Origin of the sequence: Mycolicibacillus koreensis (assembly GCF_002104795.1) — a bacterium.
In the GTDB taxonomy this organism is placed as follows: Bacteria; Actinomycetota; Actinomycetes; order Mycobacteriales; family Mycobacteriaceae; genus Mycobacterium; species Mycobacterium koreense.
Genome location: NZ_NCXO01000021.1, coordinates 1 through 22,952 on the forward strand (window position 1 = coordinate 1; position 22,952 = coordinate 22,952).

The window sequence follows — 22,952 nt, forward strand, 5'->3', positions numbered from 1 at the left end:
GGCCAGCGACCGCACCACCGCCAGCTGGTCGCTCAGCTGCGCGTCGTCGACCCCCGACGAGATCGCGGCGTTGCTGCAGGTGGAGCATCTGCTCGACCAGCGCTGGGGGGAGACCCAGATCGAGCCGAGCCTGACCCGCATCAACGCCCTGCTGGATCTGCTCGGATCGCCGCAGCACACCTACCCGTCGATCCACATCGGCGGCACCAACGGCAAAACCTCGGTCGCGCGGATGGTCGATGCCCTGCTCACCGCGCTGCACCGGCGCACCGGCCGGTTCACCAGCCCACATCTGCAGTCCGCGGTCGAGCGGATCTGCATCGACGGCGCGCCGATCAGCCCGGCCGGGTATGTGGCCGCCTACACCGAGATCGAGCCGTTCGTCCAGATGGTCGACGAGTCCTCGCGGGCCGCCGGGGGACCCGCGCTCAGCAAGTTCGAGGTGCTCACGGCGATGGCGTTCGCCGCGTTCGCCGACGCTCCCGTCGAGGTGGCCGTCATCGAGGTCGGGATGGGTGGGCGCTGGGACGCCACCAACGTCGTCGCCGCGCCGGTGGTGGCGATCACCCCGATCGGGATCGATCACGTCGACTACCTCGGCCCCGAGCTCACCGGGATCGCCGCGGAGAAGGCCGGCATCATCCACCGCGCCGGCGAGCAGCAGCAGGTGGAGACCGTCGCGGTGATCGCCCGCCAGCACCCCGAGGCGATGGCGGTGCTGATGGACCAGGCGATGCGCACCGAGACCGCCGTCGCCCGCGAGGGCTCCGAGTTCGCGGTGCTGGACCGCGCCGTCGCCGTCGGCGGGCAACTGGTGACCCTGCAGGGGCTCGGCGGCGTCTACGACGAGGTGTTCTTGCCGCTGCACGGCGAACACCAGGCCCACAACGCGGCGGTGGCGCTCGCGGCGGTCGAGGCCTTCTTCGGCGCCGGCAAGGATCGCCAACTCGACCTCGACGCGGTGCGCGCCGGGTTCGCCGCGGTGCGCAGCCCGGGCCGGTTGGAGCGGGTGCGCGCCGCACCGACGGTGTTCCTCGACGCCGCCCACAACCCGGCCGGGGCGGCGGCCCTCGCCCAAGCGCTGAGCAGCGAATTCGACTTCCGCACCCTCGTCGGGGTGATCGCGGTGCTCGCCGACAAAGACGTCGACGGCATCATCGCGGCGCTGGAACCGGTGTTCGACCAGGTGGTCGTGACCCAGAACGGCTCGCCGCGCGCCCTCGACGTCGAGGAGTTGAGCCTGGCCGCCCAGCAGCGGTTCGGCCCGGACCGGGTCACCGCCGCGGCGACCCTCGCCGATGCGATCGAAGTGGCCACCGCGATCGTCGAGGACGCCGGCGGGGACGGGACACTGGCGGGGGCCGGCATCGTGATCACCGGGTCGGTGGTCACCGCCGGCGCCGCCCGCACCCTATTCGGAGGTGAACCGCAATGACCGCGCAGCCGGCCGACCCGTGGAAGAGTTTCCGCGGGGTGATGGCCGCCACGTTGATCCTGGAGGCCATCGTGGTGCTGCTGGCGATCCCGGTCGTGGCGATGGTCGGCGGCGGGCTGACCGCCGGGTCGCTGAGCTATTTGCTCGCGGTGGCGGCGGTGCTGATCGTGCTCACCGGCCTGCAGGGCCGGCCGTGGGCGATCTGGGTGAACCTGGCCGTGCAGATGGCGCTGGTGATGGGGTTTGCCGTCTACCCCGGGGTGGGGTTCATCGGGGTGCTGTTCGTGTTGGTGTGGGTGCTCATCGCGTACTTCCGCGCGGAGGTCCTGCGCCGGCAGCGTCGCGGCCTGCTGCCGGGTCAGCGCGCCGATCCCGGCCCGGCGGACGGCGCCGCCTGAGCGGGCGGCCGCGTCGGTTACGCTGTGCGCCGTGACGCGGCCGCGACCAGCGCAGCGCGTCGGGGGAAGACCTGCTTTGTGGGGGAGAAGGAGTGGCGCACAGTGACTGAGCGGACCCTGGTGTTGATCAAACCCGACGGGGTGCAGCGCCGACTGGTGGGTGAGATTCTCCGCCGGATCGAGAACAAGGGCCTGACGCTGGCCGCGGTCGAGCTGAAGAACGTCTCCGACGAGGTGGCCCGGCGCCACTACGCCGAGCACGACGGAAAGCCGTTCTTCGCGTCGCTGCTGGAGTTCATCACCTCCGGGCCGCTGGTGGCCGCGGTGGTCGAGGGGCCCCGCGCGATCGCCGCGTTCCGGCAACTCGCCGGCAGCACCGATCCGGTCGAGGGCGCGGCGCCGGGAACGATCCGCGGTGATTTCGGGCTGGAAATCCAGTCCAACCTGGTGCACGGCTCCGATTCGGTGGAGTCGGCGCGCCGCGAGATCGACCTCTGGTTCCCCGGGTTGTAGCGCCGGGTTGGTCGTCTTGGTCCGGTCCCGCGCCGCAGTGTGGGATACTGGACCCCGGTGAACGACGCCGAACCGGTGTCTGACACCCGGATGACGGCTTGGACAAGCGCGACCACCGCGACCCGCGATGCGGCGCCCCCTGTCGAAGTAATCATTCAGCCCAGGCACTGAGTGGGTTCCACCCGAGCCGCTCGGAGCGAGACCACCACAAGCCCGGGATGTGACCCGGGTACATAAACGGAAGCCCCCGTGCAGGCCGCGTTGACACACGCGCCCGGGGGCTCAAGGAGACTTACGTGACCGATGATGTTCAATCCGCAGACACCTCCGAAAACCCGCAGCCGGGAGAGCTCCCCGAAAAGCTGAGGGTGCATTCCCTGGCCCGCGTGCTGGGGACCACCAGCCGCCGCGTACTCGAGGCGCTCGCCGAACTCGACGGTCGGATGCGCAGCGCCCACTCCAGCGTCGACCGCGTCGACGCGGTCCGGGTGCGTGACTTGCTGGACGCCGCCGCCGAGGCCGCCCCCGAGACCCCCGAGACCCCCGGGGTTGCACCCGAGAGCCCCGAGGCCGCACCCGAGAGCCCTGAGGTCGCCGAGCCGGAATCGCGGTTGATGCTGGAGACCCCACCGCCGACCCCGGCGGGCGAGCAGCCCGGATACATGCCGCTGTTCGTGGCGCCGCAGCCGGTCGAACCGGCCCGGCGCGCCGACACCGACAGCGCTGAGGACAGCGACAGCGCCGACCCCGGCACCGACCGCGACGGCGACAGTGACACCGACGGCGACGACGCCGACCGTCCCTCGGGTCGGCGCCGCCGCCGCGGCCGTCGTGGCCGGGGCCGCGGCCGCGGGGAGCAGAACGGCGACGACGACGGCGCCGAGGACTCCGACAGCGGGGAGACCACCGGCACGGGCGGTGCGCCCAGCGGCGGGGACGCCGACGGCGCCGAGGACTCCGACGGCGGTGACGGATCCGACGACAACGGCGGTTCGGACCCCGGCAACCGGCGCCGCCGCCGGCGCCGCCGCCGCAAGAACGGCTCCGGGGACGGCGGCGACGAACCGTCGGCCGACGACCCGCCGAACACCGTCGTCCACGAGCGCGCCCCCCGCAGCGCCTCCAAGGACTCCGAGATCCAGGGCATCAACGGCTCCACCCGCCTGGAGGCCAAACGGCAGCGCCGCCGCGACGGCCGCGACGCCGGGCGCCGCCGGCCCCCGGTGCTCTCCGAGGCCGAATTCCTGGCCCGCCGCGAAGCGGTGCAGCGCACCATGGTGGTCCGCGACAAGGTGCGCACCGAACCGCCGCACGAAGGGTCCCGCTACACCCAGATCGCGGTGCTCGAAGACGGCATCGTCGTCGAACACTTCGTCACCTCCGCGGCGTCGGCCTCCCTGGTGGGCAACATCTACCTGGGGATCGTGCAGAACGTGCTGCCGTCGATGGAGGCCGCGTTCGTCGACATCGGCCGCGGCCGCAACGGTGTGCTCTACGCCGGCGAGGTGAACTGGGAAGCCGCCGGGCTCGGCGGGGCGAATCGCAAGATCGAGCAGGCCCTCAAACCCGGCGACTACGTGGTGGTGCAGGTCAGCAAGGACCCGGTGGGGCACAAGGGGGCGCGGCTGACCACCCAGGTGTCGCTCGCCGGCCGCTACCTGGTCTACGTGCCCGGCGCGTCCTCGACCGGGATCAGCCGCAAACTGCCCGACACCGAACGTCAGCGGCTCAAGCAGATCCTGCGCGAGGTGGTCCCGCCGGAGGCCGGGGTGATCATCCGCACCGCGTCGGAGGGCATCAAAGAAGACGACATCCGCGCCGACGTCACCCGTCTGCAGGAGCGCTGGAGTCAGATCGACGCGACCGCGGCGCAGACCAAAAAGAAGGCCGCCGGGGCGGCGGTCAGCCTCTATGAGGAACCCGACGTGCTGGTCAAGGTCATCCGCGACCTGTTCAACGAGGACTTCTCCGAGCTGATTGTCTCCGGCGACGATGCCTGGACCACGATCACCGACTATGTCAACGCCGTCGCGCCGGAACTCATCGACAAGGTCACCCGCTACGCCCCGCCGACCGGACCCGAGGGCCAGCCCGGCCCGGACGTGTTCGCGGTGCACCGCATCGACGAACAGCTCACCAAGGCGATGGACCGCAAGGTGTGGCTGCCGTCGGGGGGCACCCTGGTGATCGACCGCACCGAGGCGATGACCGTCGTCGACGTCAACACCGGCAAATTCACCGGCGCCGGCGGCAACCTCGAGGAGACCGTCACCAAAAACAACCTCGAGGCGGCCGAGGAGATCGTGCGCCAGCTGCGGCTGCGCGACATCGGCGGGATCGTGGTCATCGACTTCATCGACATGGTGCTGGAGTCCAACCGCGACCTGGTGCTGCGGCGGCTCACCGAGGCGTTGGCCCGGGACCGCACCCGCCACCAGGTCTCCGAGGTGACCTCGCTGGGCCTGGTGCAACTGACCCGCAAACGGCTCGGCACCGGGCTCATCGAAGCGTTCTCCACCTCGTGTCCGCACTGCGCCGGCCGCGGCATCACCGTGCACGCCGACCCGGTGGACTCCGCCCCCTCCTCCGGGGGACGCGGATCGGGTTCCGGCGGGCGGCGCAACCGGCGGTCCCGCAAGGGCCGCTCCGACGAGCCGGTGGTGGCCAAGGTCCCGGCGCACACCGCCGGGGACCACCCGATGTTCAAGGCGATGGCCGCCGCCAGCCAGGCGGACGAGACCGACGAGGACACCACCGAGCAGCAGGGTGAATCCGCGACCGCCGCCCGCGCCCGGCGGGAGGCCGACGCCGCGGTCGGCGACGTCGACGAGGCCGCCGCGCAGGCCGGCGACACCGCCGCCGACCGCACCCCGCCCGCGGCGTTCCCCGAGGAATACACCGACGAGGATCCCGACGACGACTACGAGGATGCCGACGACGATGCCGACGACGAGACCGACGAGGACGAGGAGGAGTTCGACGAGGACTACTCCAGCGACTTCGACGACCTCGAGGACGACACCGACGACGACACCGAGGACGACTCCGACGACTCCGAGGACTCCGACGACGCCGACGACGCCGAGGATTACGACGAGCAGGACGAGGACGATTTCCCGCCGGCGCGGCCCCGGCGGCGTCGCGCCGCGGCCCGTCCCGCCGGCCCCCCGGCGCACGACGGGTGACCCCCTACCGGTTTGACCCCGTCCGCGCTGGTCACGTACCCTTGAGCAGTTGTCGCCAGGCCCGTCCGACGAGGGGCACCGTGGCCGGCACATCCCAGACCCCGCCCGCGCACCCCCGGGTTGCGCGCGCACCGATGAGCGAAGCAGAGGAACACACACGATGGCGACGTACGCAATCGTCAAGACCGGCGGCAAGCAGTACAAGGTCGCCGTCGGGGACGTGGTCAAGGTCGAGAAGCTCGACGCCGAGGCCGGCAAGTCGGTCTCGCTGCCGGTCGCGCTCGTCGTCGACGGCGCCACCGTCACCACCGACGCGAAGGCGCTGGAGAAGGTCGCGGTCACCGGTGAGGTCCTCGAGCACAAGAAGGGCCCCAAGGTGCGCATCCACAAGTTCAAGAACAAGACCGGCTACCACAAGCGGCAGGGCCACCGTCAGCAGCTGACCGTGCTCAAGGTCACCGGAATCAAGTAGCAGGAGTCAACGACATGGCACACAAGAAGGGTGCGTCCAGCTCACGGAACGGGCGGGACTCCAATGCCCAGCGCCTCGGGGTGAAACGCTTCGGCGGCCAGGTGGTCAAGGCCGGCGAGATCCTCGTCCGCCAGCGCGGCACCAAATTCCACCCCGGCGTCAACGTCGGGCGCGGCGGCGACGACACGCTGTTCGCCACCTCCGCCGGTGCGGTGGAGTTCGGCGTCAAGCGCGGCCGCAAAACCGTCAACATCGTTCCGGCCGGTACCGCCGACTGACGTCGGGAGCGCCGCGAGCGTGCACCCACGGCGACCCTCGGCGCTGACCGTCGCCGTGCGGACACACTCGACGCACGAGAGGTAGTGTCCGATGCCCCGCTTCGTTGACCGTGTGGTCATCCATGCGCGGGCCGGTTCCGGCGGCAACGGATGCGCCTCGGTGCACCGGGAGAAATTCAAACCGCTCGGCGGGCCCGACGGCGGCAACGGGGGCCGCGGCGGCAGCATCGTGCTGGTCGTCGACCCGCAGGTGCACACCCTGCTGGACTTCCATTTCCGGCCGCACGTGGTCGCCGCGTCGGGCAAACAGGGCATGGGCGGCAACCGGGACGGTGCTGCCGGTGCCGACCTGGAGGTCGCGGTGCCCGACGGCACCGTCGTGCTCGACGAGCACGGCACCCTGCTGGCCGACCTGGTCGGCGCCGGCACCCGCTTCGAAGCGGCCGCCGGCGGGCGCGGCGGGCTGGGCAACGCCGCGTTGGCCTCCCGCGCCCGCAAGGCGCCCGGGTTCGCCCTGCTCGGCGAGCAGGGCCAGACCCGCGACCTGACCCTGGAGCTGAAAACCGTCGCCGATGTGGGCCTGATCGGGTTCCCCTCGGCGGGGAAATCGTCGCTGGTGGCGGCCATCTCGGCGGCCAAACCCAAGATCGCCGACTACCCGTTCACCACCCTGGCGCCCAACCTCGGTGTCGTCTCCGCCGGTGGGCAGACGTTCACCGTCGCCGACGTGCCGGGGCTGATCCCCGGCGCGGCGAGCGGACGCGGACTCGGCCTGGACTTTCTGCGGCACATCGAACGCTGCGCGGTGCTGGTGCACGTGGTCGACTGCGCCACCCTGGAACCGGGCCGTGATCCGGTCTCCGACATCGACGCACTGGAGGCCGAACTGGCCGCCTACACCCCCACGCTGCAGGGGGATTCGACGCTGGGGGATCTGGCCGAGCGGCCCCGCGCGGTCATCCTGAACAAGATCGACGTTCCCGAGGCCCGCGAGTTGGCCGAGTTCGTCCACGACGACGTCGCCGCGCGTGGCTGGCCGGTGTTTTCGGTGTCGACCGCGACCCATGAGGGGCTGCGCCCGTTGACGTTCGCGCTGGCCGAGATGATCAGCGCCTATCGGGCGGCGCAACCGCCGGTGGTGCCGCGGCGCCCGGTCATCCGTCCGGTGCCGGTCGACGACTCCGGGTTCACCGTCACCGCCGCCGGGCCGGGCCGGTTCGCGGTGCGCGGCGCGCGCCCGGAGCGCTGGATCCGCCAGACCGACTTCGACAACGACGAAGCCGTCGGCTACCTCGCCGACCGGCTGGCCCGCCTCGGGGTGGAGGACGAACTGGTGCGCCTGGGCGCCCAGCCGGGCGCGGAGGTGACGATCGGGGAGATGACCTTCGACTGGGAGCCGACCACCGCCGCCGGGGTCGACGTGCCGCTGGGTGGGCGCGGCAGCGACCCGCGGCTGGAATCCACCGACCGGGTGGGCGCCGCCGAACGCAAGGCGGCGCGGCGGGCTCGCCGGGAGCCGGGCCGGTGAGCGAGGCCCGCGCGCTCATCCGCGACGCCCGCAGCGTGGTGGTCAAGATCGGCACCACGGCGTTGACCGGAACCAACGGGATGTTCGACGCCGGTCGGCTGGCCGCGCTCGTCGACGCGATCGAGGCCCGGATGGCCGCCGGATCCGACGTGGTGATCGTGTCCTCCGGGGCGATCGCCGCCGGACTCGAGCCGCTCGGGCTGACCCGCCGCCCCGGCGATCTGGCCACCAAGCAGGCCGCCGCCAGCGTCGGGCAGGTGGCGCTGGTCAACGCGTGGAACGCCGCGTTCGCCCGCTACGGACGCACCGTCGGACAGGTGCTGCTCACCGCCCACGACATCGCCCGGCGCACCTCGCACACCAACGCCCAGCGCACCCTCGACCGGTTGCGCGCGCTGCACGCGGTCGCCATCGTCAACGAGAACGACACGGTGGCCACCACCGAGATCCGCTTCGGTGACAACGACCGGCTCTCGGCGCTGGTGGCCCATCTCGTCGGTGCCGACGCGCTGGTGCTGCTCTCCGACGTCGACGGCCTCTACGACGCCGACCCCCGGCGATCCGACGCCCGGTTCATCGCCGAGGTGAGCGGCCCGGCGGATCTGGCCGGGGTGGTCGCCGGGGAGGGCAGCTCGCTGGGCACCGGCGGCATGGCCTCGAAACTGTCCTCCGCGCTGCTGGCCGCCGACGCCGGGGTGCCGGTGCTGCTGGCCGGGGCGGCCCACGCCGCCACCGCGCTGACCGACGCGTCGGTGGGCACCGTGTTCACCGCGCGGGGCAACCGGATGTCGGCACGCAAATTCTGGGTGCGCTACGCCGCCGACACCGCCGGGGCGCTGCGGCTCGACGCCGGGGCGGTGACCGCGGTGACCGAGCGGCGTGGATCGCTGCTGGCGGCCGGGATCACCGCGGTGACCGGTGCGTTCAGCGGCGGCGACGTCGTCGAACTGTGCGGGCCCGACGGTGCGGTGGTGGCGCGCGGCGTCGTCGGCTACGACGCCGCCGAGCTGGCCGAGATGGCCGGGCGCTCCACCTCCGAGCTACCCGCCGAGCTGCGGCGGCCGGCCGTGCACGCCGACGACCTGGTCGCGCTCTAGGGACGGGACCGGCGCGTAGAGCGCCCCACGGACGATCGTGGTCAGCGCCTGGGCCAGCGCGGCGTCGTACTCCGGCGGGCGGTTGGGCAGCTCCTGCTGGCAGGTGCGCTCCACCATCCAGGTCAGCGCGCCGGCGGTCACCTCCGCCGGCAGTGCGGCGTCGATGGATCCGTCGTCCTGTCCGGCGACGATCACCGAGGTCAACTCCCCGGCGATCCCGGTCAGCAGCCCCCGATACGTCGCGGCGACCTGCGGGTCGTAGCCGGACATCTCGCTGAGTGCGATCAACAGCCGTTGGTGGCGCCGGTAACCGGCGACGATGCCGGTCATGCCGCGGTGGATGTCGGCGGGGTCGTTGCGCCACGCCACCCGCCACCAACTCTGCGCCGCCTCGGTCAGATCCCCCAGGACGTGGGTGGCCAGACGGCGCAGCAGCTCACCCTTGTCCGTGAAGTAGATGTAGAAACTGGCCCGCGAGATCCCGGCCTCGGCCGACAGCCGTTCCACGCTGAGCTCGGTGAAACTGGCGCCGCGGCTCATCAGCCGCTCGGTGGCGGCAAGCATGCGCTGCTCGATGCGGCCGCGGCGGGCCTGCCGGCCCGCCTGCGGTTTACGGGTCACCGAGGTCATGGATTGAGCCTAACGCCGGATGCGACATCTTGACTAGACACTGTGTCTAGTCATAGCGTCGGTGTGGTCCCCGTCACGATGCCTGGAGGTTTGTATGGCCGCCGCACCCGCCGCCGAGCGCGACTACGATCCGATCGACCTGTCCTCGCAGGCGTTCTGGTCGATGACCGCCGCCGACCGGGAACGGTCCTTCGCGGTACTGCGCGCCGAGCGTCCGGTCAGCTGGCATCGGCCGGTCGACGGGTCGATGTTGGAGGATCCGGGCGACCCCGGATTCTGGGCGATCACCCGCCACGCCGACATCGTCGAGGTGAGCCGCACCAACGAGGTGTTCCTGTCCGGTAAGGGGGTGATGTTCGAGAACTTCCCGGAGGAGACGCTGGAGACCACCCAGTCGTTTCTGGCGATGGATCCGCCCCGACACACCATGCTGCGCAAACTGGCCACCGCGGCGTTCACCCCGCGGCAGGTCCGCCGCATCGAGAGCGCCATCCACGACAGCGCCAAAGACATCGTCGCCGAACTGCGCGCCGCCGGCAGCGGCGCCGATTTCGTCGAACACTGCGCCAAGGAGTTGCCGCTGCGCACACTGTCGGCGATGGTGGGCATCCCCGAGTCCGACCGCGAGCAGGTGGCCCGCGCCGCGGATGCGTTGGTCTCCACCAACGACCCCATCTTCCTCGACGGGCGCAACCCGCTGGAGGTGATGATGGAGAACATCGTCTACCTGCACCAGGTGGCCGGCCGGCTGGCCGCCGAGCGCCGCGAGCACCCCACCGACGACCTGGTCAGCGGCCTGGTCAACGCCGAAGTCGACGGTGATCGCCTCACCGACGCCGACGTCGCCGCCTACTTCGTGTTGTTGTGTGTGGCCGGCAACGACACCACCCGCCAGACCACCAGCCACGCGCTCAAGGCGCTCACCGATTTTCCGGAGCAACGCGCCTGGCTGATGGACGATTTCGACAACCGGATCGGCACCGCCGTCGAAGAGTTCATTCGCTGGGCGACTCCGGTGATGACGTTCCGGCGAACCGCCGCGGTCGACTATCAGCTCGGCGGACAGCAGATTTCAGCCGGAGAGAAGGTGGCGATGTTCTACTCCTCCGGCAACCGCGACGCGACGGTGTTCGATCAGCCCGAACGGTTCGATCTGAGCCGCGACCCCAACCCGCATGTCGGATTCGGCGGCGGGGGAGCCCACTACTGTTTGGGCACGCACGTGGCGCGGGCTCAGCTGCGCGCCATCTTCGGCGAGCTGCTGCACCAGCTGCCCGACATCGCCGCCGGTGAGCCCGCGTATCTGGCGGGCAACTTCATCCACGGCATCCGCACCATGGCCTGCACGTTCTGACGGCGGTCAGGTCGGTGGTGCGGCGTCGGCCGCCGGTGCGGCGCCGAACTCCCGCCCGGTGGCGTCCTTGCCGACCGCGGCCAGCAGCACCACGATCAGCAGCACCGGCACGATCGTGACGGTCAGCGCGAACGGATAGCCGCGGGAGGCGGCCAGATGCTCCTGGATGGGCAGGTTCAACGACGCGAACAAATTGCCGAGCTGATAGGTCACGCCCGGGTAGAGGCCGCGGATCGCGTCCGGCGACATCTCGTTGAGGTGCGCGGGGATCACCCCCCAGGCGCCGACCACGAAGACCTGGATCAAAAACGCGCCCAGGCACAGCAGCGCCGCGTTCGGGGAGAACGCGAACAACGGCACAATCGGCAGGCCCAGTGCGGCGCAATAGATGATCGTGTTCCGGCGCCCGTACCGTCCGGACAGCGCGCCGAAAAGCACCCCGCCGATCATCCCGCCGATGCTGTAGATCACCACGATCCACTTCGCGGTGGTGCTCGACAGCGCCGCTCCGCCGTGCTCGGTGGCCTGCAAGAAGGTCGGGTACACGTCCTGGGTGCCGTGGCTCATCCAGGTGAACGCCGTCATCAGCACCACCAGGTAACCGAACCGGCGGATCGCCGCTGCGTTGGCCAGCACGTCCCGGATCCGGGTGTGGGTCAACTCCATCCGGTCGTGGGTGGCCTCCCACGCCTCGGACTCCTTGACCCGATACCTGATGATCAGACTGATCGCGGCCGGGGCGATGCTCAACGCGAACAGCCAGCGCCAGGTCAACTCCAGCCAGTCCAGCATCAGTAACGCCGCCAGGGTGGCCAGCAGGTAGCCGACCAGATAGCCCTGCTGCAGCAGCCCGGAGAAGAAACCGCGGCGTTCGGTGGGCACCTTCTCCATCGCCAGGGCGGCGCCCAGGCCCCACTCGCCGCCCATGCCGATACCGAAGAGCATCCGAAGGATCACCAGCACCGTGAAATTCGGTGCGAACGCGCACAGAAACCCCGCGACCGAGTAGAACACCACGTTGACCATCAGCGGCAGCCGCCGGCCCACCCGGTCGGCCCACAGCCCGAACAGCAGCGCCCCGACGGGGCGCATCACCAGGGTGGCGGTGGTCAGAAACGCCACCGTGGTCTTGGAGTGCCCGAAGCTCGCGGCGATGTCGGCGTAGACGAACACCACGATGAAGTAGTCGAACGCATCCATCGTCCAGCCCAGAAACGCCGCGACGAACGCATTGCGCTGATCGGGGGTCAGTCGTTGCCGGGGCACTGCAGCATCGTGCCACGACACCGGGCGGGCGAGCCGATACGCTCGACTCGACCCGCCACGGAGCCGAAGGGACCCCCCGATGCCCACCGCCGCTGACCACGAGGCCGCCCGGCGCACGCGGGCGTTCGCGCGGGTGATCGGCCCGTTCCTCGCCGTGGTGGCAGCGGTCGTCGCGGTCCGGGCCCCGGATCTGGCCGACCAGCTCGACAGTTTCGCCGCCGACCCCATGTGGCCGTGGGTGCTGGGGGCTCTGCTGTTCGGCCTCGGCCTGGGGATCGTGGCGTTCCACCAGTACTGGCACGGTCTCGCCGCCGTGCTGATCTCGCTGTTCGGATGGTTTCTGCTGCTGCGGGGTCTGGGACTGCTGGTGGCGCCGGGACTGATCACCGAGGCGGCGCAGTCCGCCAGTGTGGGTGCGGTGCGTGCCGGTTTCGGTCTGCTCGCGGCCTGTGGGCTGTATCTGAGCTACGTCGGATGGCGGCGCCAACGCGACTGAGTCACCGCGGTCGGCCGGTCGCCGACAGCGTCGACGGTGCGTCGGCGGCGGTCATTTCACCGGCGAGCAGTGTCAACAGCGGCGAGCAGCCCCCGTCGACCTTCACCGTCGCCAGTGCATCGCCGCGGGTGGGGCCGCGGTTGACGATCGCGACCGGGATGCCGCGGGCGGCGGCGTGGCGGACGAACCGGTATCCGGAGAACACCGTGAGACTCGATCCGGCGACCAACAGCGCCTCGGCCTCGTCGATGAGGCAATACGCTTGCCGGACGCGGTCTTTGGGGACATTCTCACCGAAATAGACGATGTCGGGTTTCAGGATCCCGTCGCAGCGTGGGCAGTCCAGAAAGCGGAACGTGGCCGTGTCGGCGACGACGGCGTCGGCGTCGGGGGCCACCGCGATCCCGCCGACCTGCTCGGCGGACTCGAGGAACCCCGGGTTGAGGTTCTCGAGGCGCTCGGCGAGGGTGGCACGGCTCAGCGTGTATCCGCATCCCAGGCACACCACCTGCGCGTAGCTGCCGTGCAGGTTGATCACCGCCCGGCTTCCGGCCTTGGTGTGCAACAGGTCCACATTCTGGGTGATCACCCCGCTGACCACCCCGGCGCGCTCCAGGGCCGCCAGCGCGCGATGCCCGGCGTTGGGTGCGGTGTCGGCCATGTGCCGCCACCCGACGTGATTGCGGGCCCAGTAGCGTTGCCGAAACACCGCGTCGGCGGTGAACTGACCGATCGTCATCGGGTTGGCCGGCGGTGAGTCCGGCCCGCGATAGTCCGGGATGCCGGAGTCGGTGGAGATCCCGGCGCCGGTGAGCACGGCGATGCGCCGGCCGGCGAGCAGTGAAACCAACTCCGGGGACTGCGCTGCGGTGCTCACCGTGTCGAGGGTAGGCGCTCGTCGAGGCAGTGCGCCGCGCTCGTCAGCGACGCTGCCATGTTGCGGCGCATCATCTCCAGCGCCGCGCGCGCCAACCCGGCATCGATGTGGGCGACGGCGTCGGTGGGTACCACCACGTCGAGATGGCGCACATAGGCGTCCAGCGCGCTGTAGAGGATGCACTGCTCGGTGACCTGACCGGTCACGATGACCCGCGACGTCGCACCCCGGTCGAGCAGATACGCCAACGGGGTGGAGTAGAACGCGCTGTGGCGCACCTTGGTGATCACCGCGTCGTGCTCTTCGGGCACGATCGGTTCGACCAGATCCGGGCGTCGCCCATCCAGTGCCGCGTCGACGAGATCGGCGAAACCGGCGGTGAAATTCCCGTAGTTGTCGTTGACGTAGATCACCTGGACGTCGTCGCGCCGCCGCGCCCGCCCCACCAGGTCGGTCAACGGACCCAGGATCTGCGCCACATGCGGTATCAGCAGGTCGGCGTCGGGATGGCGGTAGGCGTTGACCATGTCGATGACCAGCACAGCGGTGTCGCACATGGTTGTCTGATACCCAATGGCTCCGCGACCACACCGCCGGGGGGAGAATACCGACACGATGAGCTTCCAGAACGCGAGCTTCTACAACGCCTACCGGCACGGTTTCGTCCGTGTGGCCGCAGCGACGACCGTCACCGCGTTGGGCGACCCGGCCGCCAACGCGGCGGCCGTGCTCGAGGTGGCCCGGGACTGCCACGACGACGGGGTGGCGTTGGCCGTGTTCCCGGAGCTGACCCTGTCGGGCTATTCCCTCGACGACATCACCGTGCAGGACACGTTGTTGACCGCGGTCACCGCGGCGCTGGAGACGGTGCTCGCCGGGTCGGCGGACCTGCTGCCGGTGCTCATCGTCGGCGCCCCATTGGTGCACCGCAACCGGGTGTACAACACCGCGGTGGTCATCCATCGCGGGGTGGTGCTCGGCGTGGTCCCCAAGTCGTATCTGCCCGGCTATCGGGAGTTCTACGAGCCCCGCCAGTTCGCCGCCGGCGCCGGCGAGCACGGCACGATCCGCCTCGGCGAGCGTGACGTGCCGTTCGGCGCGGATCTGCTGTTCGCGGCGGTCGATGTGCCCGGGTTCGTGACGCACGTCGAGATCTGTGAGGACATGTTCGTCCCGGTGCCGCCGAGCGCGCCGGCCGCTCTGGCCGGGGCCACCGTGCTGGCGAACCTGTCGTCGAGCCCGGTCACCATCGGGCGCGCCGACGAACGCCGTCTGCTGGCCCGCTCCGCGTCGGCGCGATGTGTGGCCGCCTATCTCTACGCCGCAGCCGGGGCGGGGGAGTCCAGCACCGACTTGGCGTGGGACGGCCAGACCGGGATCTTCGAGAACGGTGCCGTGCTCGCCGAAAGCGAACGGTTCCCCGACCGGGCCCGCTGCAGCGTCGCCGACATCGATGTGGCGCTGCTACGGGCGGAACGGCTGCGGGTCAACACCTTCGATGACAACCGGATCCATCGAAGCCCCGAACCGTTCCGGCGCATCGATTTTCGGTTGCGTCCCCCCGACGGCGATCTGGGTCTGCGCCGTGTCGTCGAGCGTTTCCCGTTCGTTCCCGCCGATCCGGCACGGCTGCAACAGGACTGCTATGAGGCCTACAACATCCAGGTGGCCGGCCTGGAGCAGCGACTGCGCGCACTCAACCACCCGAAGATCGTCCTCGGGGTCTCCGGCGGCCTGGACTCGACGCATGCACTGATCGTCGCTGCGCGGGCGATGGACCGGGAGAACCGGCCCCGCAGCGACATCCTGGCGTTCACGATGCCGGGTTTCGCGACGTCGACGCAGACCAAGGACAATGCGCGTGCGCTCAGTGAGGCACTGGGGGTCACGTTCGAAGAGATCGACATCCGCGCCACCGCCCGGCTGATGCTCACCGAGATGGGGCACCCGTTCGCCCGCGGGCAGGAGGTCTACGACGTCACGTTCGAGAACGTCCAGGCCGGTCTGCGCACCGACTACCTGTTCCGTATCGCCAACCAGCGCGGCGGGATCGTGCTGGGCACCGGGGATCTCTCCGAGTTGGCGTTGGGCTGGGCCACCTACGGGGTCGGCGACCACATGTCGCACTACAACGTCAACGGCGGTGTGCCGAAAACCCTGATCCAACACCTGATCCGGTGGGTGATCTCCTCGGCGCAATTCCCCGCCGACGTCTGCCGGGTGCTGGCTTCGGTGCTGGACACCGAGATCAGCCCGGAGTTGGTGCCGTCCACCGATGAGCAGGCTTTGCAACGCAGCGAAGACACCGTCGGGCCGTACGCGCTGCAGGATTTCTCGCTGTTCTACGCGTTGCGCCACGGATTCGGGCCCGCCAAGATCGCCTTTTTGGCCTGGCACGCGTGGCGCGACGCCGGGGCCGGACGCTGGCCGCCCGGCTATCCCGACGCCGACCGCAACGCCTACACACTGGCCGAGATCCGGCACTGGCTGACGGTGTTCGTGCGCCGGTTCTACGCGTTCAGCCAGTTCAAACGCTCGGCGCTGCCCAACGGCCCCAAGGTGTCCGCCGGGGGATCGCTGTCCCCGCGCGGCGACTGGCGCGCACCGTCGGACTTGTCGGCGCAGATCTGGCTTGCCGAGATCGACCGGGAGGTCCCCGGGGGCTGAGGCCACCAGGTCAGCGGCCGGGGTCAGCGGTGATCGGCGGCCACCGTCGCCGGGTCCTCGCCGGCGAGCACCCGATCGACCGCCGCCGCCGACGGCGCACACCCACCCGCCCCGGGAACCAGGGTGGCCAGCGCCGCGGCCGCGACGGCGCGGCGCAGCGCCGGTTCTGCTCCGCCGGTCCACCAGGCGGCCAGCACCCCGGCGAACACGTCGCCGGCCCCGGCGGTGTCGACCGGGGTGAGCCTCGGAGCCGGCACCGAAAGGCCCGTCGCCGCGCCGCGGTAGCGCGCCCCGGCCGCGCCGGCGGTGACGACCCGATGGGCCACCGGGTGATGCCAGTGCCGCGACTCGGGTTCGTTGACCACCACCACGTCGACACGGCCGGCCAACTCGGCCACCGCGTCGCTGTCGCCGTCGCTGCGCGGCAGCGGGGAGGCGTTGAGGATCACCACGGCCCCGGCGGCACGGGCCCATTCGGCGGCGGTGATCGCGGTGGCCACCGGAATCTCCAACTGCAGCAACAGCACCGAGCAGTCGCCCAGCGCGGTGCGCAGCTCCGCCGACGGAACCACCTGGTCGTTGGCGCCCGGTGCCACGACGATCGTGTTCTCCCCGGAGTCCTCCACCAGGACCACAGCGGTGCCGCTGGGCCCGGACACGGTGGCCAGGGCGGTGACGTCGACGTCGTGCTCGCCCAGATGGGCTCGCAGCAACCGGCCGGCGGCGTCGTCGCCGACGGCACCGACGAAACGCACCCCGGCGCCGGCGCGGGCCGCGGCCACGGCCTGGTTGCCGCCCTTGCCGCCGGGGTTCTGACCGGCGGCGGTGGCCATCACCGTCTCACCGGGCGCGGGCAACCGGCGCACCGACAGCACGGTGTCCAGGTTGACGCTGCCCACCACACAGACCCGGTCGGCGCCCATCACCGAAGGTTAGAACACGATCGTCTGGTTGCCGTGCGCCACGATGCGGTCCTCGCAGTGCCACTGCACCGCCCGCGACAACACGGCGCGCTCCACGTCGGCGCCGACGCGCACCAGGTCGGGCAGGGTGTGGGTGTGGGAGACCCGCACCACGTCCTGTTCGATGATCGGCCCCTCGTCGAGGTCCTCGGTGACGTAGTGCGCGGTCGCGCCGATGAGCTTCACCCCGCGCTGCTGGGCCTGCTGGTAGGGGTTGGCGCCGATGAACGCCGGCAGAAACGAGTGGTGCACGTTGATCAGCGGGCAGCCCAGCCGGCGCAGAAAATCCGGGGTGAGGATCTGCATGTAGCGCGCCAGCACCACCAGATCGACGTTGCCGGTGAGCAACTCCAGTTGACGCTGCTCGGCCTCGGCCCGGTTGGCCGCCGAGGCCGGGATGTGCACGAACGGGATGCCGAACGGGCGGACCCGGTCGGCGAGGTCGGGATGGTTGGAGATCACCAGCACCACCGACATGTCCAGCTCGCCGCGCTGGTTGCGCCACAGCAAATCCAGCAGACAGTGGTCGGTTTTCGACGCCATGATCGCCACCCGTTTGCGGTGGGCGGCCTCGGTGAGTCGGTAGTCGATGGCGAACTCGGCGGCGACGGTCGCACCGAACTCCGCGGCCAGCGCGTCGCGCGCGGCGGCCAGCCCCGGCAGGTAGAACAGGGTGCGCTGCAGCAGCGTCCCGCCGACCGGCTGGGTCGAATGCTGGTCGAGGGAGACGATGTTCGCCCCGGCGCGGGTCAGAAACGTGCTGACCGCCGAGACGATGCCGGCCCGGTCCGGGCAGCTCAGCAGCAGCCGACCCATGTCGTGGGCCGGCAGGGACTGCTGTGGCGTTGCGGCAGCAGGGGGGCCGCCCATCGCATCCGCCTCACGTCGTCAAGCCGAGTTCTCTGCGCGGTAGCTTACGGCAGCAGCCGGGCCGCACGGTCAGGTGCGGGACCGGGGCCCGGCGACGCCGGATATCCTGGACCGATGAGTGTGGACGCCGTGCCGAGCAGTGCATCGACCTCGCCGCAGCAACCCGACCTGCGTCAGCAAGTCCATGACGCGGCCCGTCGGGCCCGGGTGGCCGCCCGGGTGCTGGCGTCGCTGCCCACCGCGGTCAAAGACCAGGCGTTGCGGGCGGCGGCCGCGGCCATCGAAGACCACGCCGAGAAGATCCTGGCGGCCAACGCCGAGGACGTCGACGCCGCCCGCGCCGCCGGCACCCCCGAGGCGATCATCGACCGGCTGGCGCTGACCCCGCAGCGCATCGACGGTATCGCCGCGGGGCTGCGTCAGGTGGCCGGGCTGCCCGACCCGGTCGGCGAGGTGCTGCGCGGCTACACCCTGCCCAACGGGCTGATGCTGCGCCAGCAGCGGGTGCCGCTCGGGGTGGTCGGCATGGTCTACGAGGGCCGGCCCAACGTCACCGTCGACGCGTTCGGGCTGACCCTGAAATCCGGCAACGCCGCGCTGCTGCGCGGCAGCTCCTCGGCCGCGCAATCCAATCAGGCGCTCGTCGACGTGCTGCGGGAGGCGCTGATCGGCGAGGACCTGCCCGCCGATGCGGTGCAGCTTCTCGACAGCACCGATCGAATCAGCGTCACCCACCTGATCCAGGCCCGCGGCCTGGTCGACGTGGTCATCCCGCGCGGCGGGGCGGGGCTGATCGAGGCGGTGGTGCGTGACGCGCAGGTGCCGACCATCGAGACCGGGGTGGGCAACTGTCACGTCTACATCCACCAGGCCGCCGATCTGGACTTGGCCGAACAGGTCGTGATGAACTCCAAGACCCGCCGGCCCAGCGTCTGCAACGCCGCCGAATCGCTGCTGGTCGACGCGGCGATCGCCGAGCGTGCGGTGCCGCGGCTGGTCGACGCGCTCACCGCCGCCGGGGTGCGTGTCCACGGCTCGGACGGCGCGGTCGACGACGAGCAGCTCCGGGCGGAGTTCTTGTCGATGGACATCGCGCTGAAGGTCGTCGACGGCATCGACGCGGCGATCGCCCACGTCAACGAATACGGCACCGGGCACACCGAGGCGATCGTCACCGCCGACATGGCGGCGGCGCGCCGATTCACCGACCAGGTCGACGCCGCCGCGGTGATGGTCAACGCCTCCACCGCGTTCACCGACGGGGAACAGTTCGGGTTCGGCGCCGAGATCGGGATCTCCACCCAGAAACTGCACGCCCGCGGCCCGATGGGGCTGCCGGAGCTGACGTCGACCAAATGGATCGTGTGGGGTGACGGCCACACCCGCCCGGCCTGATCGCGTGAGGAGCCTGCCATCGTGAGCCTGCCCGCCCGTCCCGAGGCGCCGCTGTTCGCCGACATCGACGACGTCGCCGCCCGACTGGCCGCCACCGGGTACCTGCCCGACACCGCCACCGCCACCGCGGTCTATCTCGCCGATCGCCTCGGCAAGCCGCTGCTGGTGGAGGGGCCGGCCGGGGTCGGCAAAACCGAGCTGGCCCGGTCGGTGGCCCAGGCCACCGGGTCGGGGCTGGTGCGGCTGCAGTGCTACGAGGGGGTCGACGAGGCCCGGGCGCTGTACGAGTGGAACCACGCCAAACAGATCCTGCGCATCCAGACCGAGTCCGGCGATTGGGACGCCACCAAATCCGACGTGTTCTCCGAGGAGTTCCTGCTGTCGCGGCCGTTGTTGACCGCGATCCGGCGCACCGACCCGACGGTGCTTCTCATCGACGAGACCGACAAGGCCGACATCGAGATCGAGGGTCTGCTGCTGGAGGTGCTCTCCGACTTCGCGGTCACCGTGCCCGAACTGGGCACCATCACCGCCTCCCAGACCCCGTTCGTGGTGTTGACCTCCAACGCCACCCGCGAACTGTCCGAGGCGCTCAAACGGCGCTGCCTGTTTCTGCACATCGACTTCCCCGACCCGGATCTGGAGCGGCGCATCCTGCTGTCGCGGGTCCCGGAGCTGCCCGAGCACCTGGCCGCCGAACTGGTGCGCATCATCGGGGTGCTGCGCGGGATGCAGCTCAAGAAGCTGCCGTCGGTCGCCGAGACCATCGACTGGGGGCGCACGGTGCTCGCCCTCGGCCTCGACACGATCGACGACGCGATGATCGCCGCGACCCTCGGCGTGGTGCTCAAACACCAATCCGACCAGGTTCGCGCCGCCGGCGAACTGCACCTGAACTGAGCCGACGATGGCCTCCCGCCGCATCCGGCCCCCGCAACCGCTGGCCCCGCACGGCATCCCGGGGCATGTGGTGGGCTTCGTCGGCGCGCTGCGCGAACACGGCATCGCGGTGGGACCGTCGGAGACCGTCGACGCCGGTCGGGTGCTCACCGTGCTCGGCCTCGGTGACCGCGAGGCGCTGCGGGAGGGGCTGGCGTGTGCGGTGCTGCGTCGCCCCGACCACCGCGACACCTACGACGCGCTGTTCGACCTGTGGTTCCCGGCCGCGCTCGGCGGGCGCACCGTCATCGCCGACGCCGACGCCGACGCCGACGCCGACGCCGACGCCGCCGGTGCCGTGGTCCCCCCGGACGACGCCGAGGCGATGCGGGCGATGCTCGCCGATCTGCTGGCCGCCAACGAGGATCTGGCGGACCTCGACGAGCGGCTGGTCGCGATGATCGCCCAGATCGTCCAGGCCTACGGGCGCTACACCTCCAGCCGCGGCCCGTCGTACTCGGCGTATCAGGCGCTCAAGGCGATGGCGCTCGACGACCTCGAGGGCCGGCTGCTGGCCGGGCTGCTGGCCCCCTACGGCGACGAACCGACCCCCACCCAGGAGCAGATCGCCAAAGCGGTCGCCGCCGAGCGCATCACCCGGCTGCGCAGCCTGGTGGAGCAGGAGACCAAACGCCGCACCGCCGAGCAGCTCGGCCGTGACCACGTGCAGATGTACGGCATCCCGCAGCTCGCCGAGAACGTCGAGTTCCTGCGTGCCTCCGGTGATCAGCTCAAACAGATGCGCCGCGTGGTGGCCCCGCTGGTGCGCACGCTGGCCACCCGGCTGGCGGCCCGGCGCCGCCGCGCCCGAGCGGGGGCGATCGACCTGCGCAAAACGCTGCGCAAATCGATGTCGACCGGCGGGGTGCCGATCGACGTGGTGCTGCGCAAGCCGCGCCCGGCACGCCCCGAACTGGTGGTGCTGTGCGACGTGTCCGGCTCGGTGGCCGGGTTCAGCCACTTCACCCTGCTGCTGGTGCATGCGCTGCGCCAACAGTTCTCCCGGGTGCGGGTGTTCGCGTTCATCGACACCACCGACGAGGTGACCCACCTGTTCGGGCCGGACGCCGACCTGGCGGTCGCGATCCAGCGCGTCACCCGCGAAGCCGAGGTGTACACCATCGACGGGCACTCCGACTACGGGCACGCGCTGACCTCGTTCGCCGAGAACTTCCCGCACGTGCTGTCGCCGCGCAGCGCGCTGCTGGTGCTCGGCGACGGCCGCAACAACTACCGGGACCCCGCCCTGGGCATGCTGGCGCAACTGGTCAGCGCCAGCCGCCACGCCCACTGGCTCAACCCCGAGCCGCGCCACCTGTGGGGTAGTGGGGACTCGGTCGCGCCGCGCTACGCGGAGCTGATCGCCATGCACGAATGCCGCTCGGCAAAACAGTTGGCGGGTGTCATCGATCACCTGCTGCCGGTCTGAGCCGCTGACGTAAGCTTGCCGGGCTGGCCGGGCCGGCCGGGCCGGCCGACATCCGCGACACGGGCGGCGACACCCGCCGCCTTCAGCCGAGGGGGCACCGACGTGACGACCATCGACCCGCAGGCCCCGGTGCTGGTCACCGGCGCCAGCGGCTACATCGCCAGCTGGATCGTGCGCTACCTGCTCGAGGACGGCCGCCGGGTGCGGGCCACCGTGCGCGACCCGGACAAGCCGCGCGGCCTGGAGCACCTGCACGCGCTGGAGCGCGCCCACCCGGGGCAGCTGAGCCTGCACCGCGCGGATCTGCTGGAGCCGGGCAGCTTCACCGCCGCGATGGCCGGCTGCCAGCTGGTCATCCACACCGCCTCCCCGTTCCTGCTGGGCGACGTCGACGACCCGCAGCGTCAACTGGTGCGCCCCGCGCTGGAGGGCACCCGCAACGTGCTGACCAGCGTCAACGACACCGACTCGGTGACCCGCGTGGTGCTGACCAGCAGCGTCGTCGCGATCTACGGCGACAACGCCGACATGGAAGGCAAGGACTGTTTCACCGAGGCGGACTGGAACACCACCAGCAGCCTCGACCACCAGCCCTACCCGTACTCCAAGACCGTCGCCGAACGCGAGGCCCGCACCATCCAGCAGGCCCAGGACCGCTGGGACCTGGTCACCATCCACCCGTCGCTGGTGTTGGGTCCGGCGCTGACGACCGCCAGCGCCTCGGGCAGCATGACCACCATGCGCCACTTCGTGGACCTGTCGATGGCCGCCGGCGCACCGGCCCTGCAGATGGGTGTGGTCGACGTGCGCGACGTGGCCCGCGCCCACATCGCCGCGGGCTTCACCCCGGCGGCGCACGGGCGCTATGTGGTCAACTCCGCGGTGGTCAGCATGCTCGACCTTGCCACGATGCTGCGGCGCCGCTTCGGCCGCCGGCTGGGCTTCCCGGCGTGGGAGCTGCCCAAGTTCGTCGTGCGGCTGGCCGCCCCGGCCGCCGGGCTCACCCGCGCCTACGTCGACCGCAACGTCGGCTGGCCGCTGTGTCTGGACGGCACCCGGGCCGAAACCGAGCTCGGTGTCGCGTTCCGTCCCGTGCAGGAGTCCGTCGTCGAGCACTTCCAACAGATGATCGACGACGGGTTGGCTCGGCGCTGACCCCGC

The 22,952-nt window shown here is 70.9% G+C and carries 21 protein-coding genes; 15 read left to right on the forward strand and 6 right to left on the reverse strand.

The window, feature by feature from the left end:
* Positions 1 to 61: 61 nt before the first annotated feature.
* The 8 genes from folC (at position 62) to proB (ending at position 8,906) form a co-directional block, all read left to right on the forward strand.
* On the forward strand, positions 62 to 1,435 hold the full coding sequence (folC, locus tag B8W67_RS10590; RefSeq protein ID WP_085303954.1) for a bifunctional tetrahydrofolate synthase/dihydrofolate synthase: 1,374 nt from the start codon (positions 62 to 64) through the stop codon (positions 1,433 to 1,435).
* Complete coding sequence (locus B8W67_RS10595) at positions 1,432 to 1,833, forward strand: DUF4233 domain-containing protein (protein ID WP_069393416.1); 402 nt, start codon at positions 1,432 to 1,434, stop codon at positions 1,831 to 1,833. Before folC ends, B8W67_RS10595 begins: the two co-directional genes overlap by 4 nt.
* 102 nt (positions 1,834 to 1,935) lie before the next feature.
* The gene (ndk, locus tag B8W67_RS10600; RefSeq protein ID WP_069393446.1) at positions 1,936 to 2,346 is read left to right on the forward strand and encodes a nucleoside-diphosphate kinase; all 411 of its coding nucleotides are present in this window, start codon (positions 1,936 to 1,938) and stop codon (positions 2,344 to 2,346) included.
* A gap of 296 nt (positions 2,347 to 2,642) precedes the next feature.
* On the forward strand, positions 2,643 to 5,531 hold the full coding sequence (rne, locus tag B8W67_RS10605) for a ribonuclease E (protein WP_085303919.1): 2,889 nt from the start codon (positions 2,643 to 2,645) through the stop codon (positions 5,529 to 5,531).
* 160 nt (positions 5,532 to 5,691) lie between these two features.
* Positions 5,692 to 6,003 (forward strand): 50S ribosomal protein L21, encoded by a 312-nt coding sequence (gene rplU / locus B8W67_RS10610; protein ID WP_069393414.1) that lies wholly within the window; start codon positions 5,692 to 5,694, stop codon positions 6,001 to 6,003.
* 14 nt (positions 6,004 to 6,017) lie between these two features.
* On the forward strand, positions 6,018 to 6,281 hold the full coding sequence (rpmA, locus tag B8W67_RS10615; RefSeq protein WP_069393413.1) for a 50S ribosomal protein L27: 264 nt from the start codon (positions 6,018 to 6,020) through the stop codon (positions 6,279 to 6,281).
* Between the two features lie 91 nt (positions 6,282 to 6,372).
* On the forward strand, positions 6,373 to 7,809 hold the full coding sequence (gene obgE / locus B8W67_RS10620) for a GTPase ObgE (protein WP_069393412.1): 1,437 nt from the start codon (positions 6,373 to 6,375) through the stop codon (positions 7,807 to 7,809).
* The gene (proB, locus tag B8W67_RS10625; protein WP_085303920.1) at positions 7,806 to 8,906 is read left to right on the forward strand and encodes a glutamate 5-kinase; all 1,101 of its coding nucleotides are present in this window, start codon (positions 7,806 to 7,808) and stop codon (positions 8,904 to 8,906) included. The genes obgE and proB overlap by 4 nt, the downstream gene beginning before the upstream one ends.
* On the opposite strand, the gene B8W67_RS10630 is transcribed toward proB, so the two are convergent.
* Complete coding sequence (locus B8W67_RS10630; protein ID WP_085303921.1) at positions 8,850 to 9,536, reverse strand: TetR/AcrR family transcriptional regulator; 687 nt, start codon at positions 9,534 to 9,536, stop codon at positions 8,850 to 8,852. The genes proB and B8W67_RS10630 overlap by 57 nt on opposite strands.
* A 94-nt stretch (positions 9,537 to 9,630) precedes the next feature.
* On the opposite strand from B8W67_RS10630, the gene B8W67_RS10635 reads away from it, so the two are divergent.
* The gene (locus B8W67_RS10635) at positions 9,631 to 10,890 is read left to right on the forward strand and encodes a cytochrome P450 (RefSeq protein ID WP_069393409.1); all 1,260 of its coding nucleotides are present in this window, start codon (positions 9,631 to 9,633) and stop codon (positions 10,888 to 10,890) included.
* A gap of 6 nt (positions 10,891 to 10,896) precedes the next feature.
* Here the strand turns inward: B8W67_RS10635 and B8W67_RS10640 are convergent, their stop codons facing one another.
* Complete coding sequence (locus B8W67_RS10640; RefSeq protein ID WP_109470189.1) at positions 10,897 to 12,156, reverse strand: MFS transporter; 1,260 nt, start codon at positions 12,154 to 12,156, stop codon at positions 10,897 to 10,899.
* A gap of 79 nt (positions 12,157 to 12,235) precedes the next feature.
* On the opposite strand from B8W67_RS10640, the gene B8W67_RS10645 reads away from it, so the two are divergent.
* The gene (locus tag B8W67_RS10645) at positions 12,236 to 12,652 is read left to right on the forward strand and encodes a hypothetical protein (RefSeq protein ID WP_085303957.1); all 417 of its coding nucleotides are present in this window, start codon (positions 12,236 to 12,238) and stop codon (positions 12,650 to 12,652) included.
* 1 nt (position 12,653) lies between these two features.
* Here B8W67_RS10645 and B8W67_RS10650 read toward each other — a convergent pair whose 3' ends face one another.
* Complete coding sequence (locus tag B8W67_RS10650) at positions 12,654 to 13,529, reverse strand: NAD-dependent protein deacetylase (RefSeq protein WP_085303922.1); 876 nt, start codon at positions 13,527 to 13,529, stop codon at positions 12,654 to 12,656.
* A complete protein-coding gene (locus tag B8W67_RS10655) occupies positions 13,526 to 14,086 on the reverse strand; it encodes a cysteine hydrolase family protein (protein WP_069393406.1) in 561 nt (186 codons plus the stop codon). The genes B8W67_RS10650 and B8W67_RS10655 overlap by 4 nt, the downstream gene beginning before the upstream one ends.
* A gap of 58 nt (positions 14,087 to 14,144) precedes the next feature.
* Between B8W67_RS10655 and B8W67_RS10660 the strand changes: the two genes are divergently transcribed.
* Positions 14,145 to 16,196: an NAD(+) synthase gene (locus B8W67_RS10660; RefSeq protein ID WP_069393405.1), complete on the forward strand. Its 2,052-nt coding sequence runs from the start codon at positions 14,145 to 14,147 to the stop codon at positions 16,194 to 16,196.
* 23 nt (positions 16,197 to 16,219) lie between these two features.
* On the opposite strand, the gene B8W67_RS10665 is transcribed toward B8W67_RS10660, so the two are convergent.
* Both B8W67_RS10665 and purU read right to left on the reverse strand, forming a co-directional pair.
* The gene (locus tag B8W67_RS10665; RefSeq protein ID WP_069393404.1) at positions 16,220 to 17,119 is read right to left on the reverse strand and encodes a PfkB family carbohydrate kinase; all 900 of its coding nucleotides are present in this window, start codon (positions 17,117 to 17,119) and stop codon (positions 16,220 to 16,222) included.
* Positions 17,120 to 17,128: 9 nt separating this feature from the next.
* Positions 17,129 to 18,028: a formyltetrahydrofolate deformylase gene (gene purU / locus B8W67_RS10670; RefSeq protein WP_069393403.1), complete on the reverse strand. Its 900-nt coding sequence runs from the start codon at positions 18,026 to 18,028 to the stop codon at positions 17,129 to 17,131.
* A gap of 114 nt (positions 18,029 to 18,142) precedes the next feature.
* On the opposite strand from purU, the gene B8W67_RS10675 reads away from it, so the two are divergent.
* From B8W67_RS10675 to B8W67_RS10690, 4 genes are all read left to right on the forward strand, one after another.
* Complete coding sequence (locus tag B8W67_RS10675) at positions 18,143 to 19,423, forward strand: glutamate-5-semialdehyde dehydrogenase (protein WP_069393402.1); 1,281 nt, start codon at positions 18,143 to 18,145, stop codon at positions 19,421 to 19,423.
* Between the two features lie 21 nt (positions 19,424 to 19,444).
* Positions 19,445 to 20,323, forward strand: coding sequence for an AAA family ATPase (locus B8W67_RS10680; RefSeq protein WP_069393401.1), 879 nt, complete (start codon positions 19,445 to 19,447; stop codon positions 20,321 to 20,323).
* Between the two features lie 7 nt (positions 20,324 to 20,330).
* Positions 20,331 to 21,791 (forward strand): vWA domain-containing protein, encoded by a 1,461-nt coding sequence (locus tag B8W67_RS10685; protein ID WP_069393400.1) that lies wholly within the window; start codon positions 20,331 to 20,333, stop codon positions 21,789 to 21,791.
* Positions 21,792 to 21,893: 102 nt separating this feature from the next.
* The gene (locus B8W67_RS10690) at positions 21,894 to 22,946 is read left to right on the forward strand and encodes an NAD-dependent epimerase/dehydratase family protein (RefSeq protein ID WP_069393399.1); all 1,053 of its coding nucleotides are present in this window, start codon (positions 21,894 to 21,896) and stop codon (positions 22,944 to 22,946) included.
* Positions 22,947 to 22,952 lie beyond the last annotated feature (6 nt).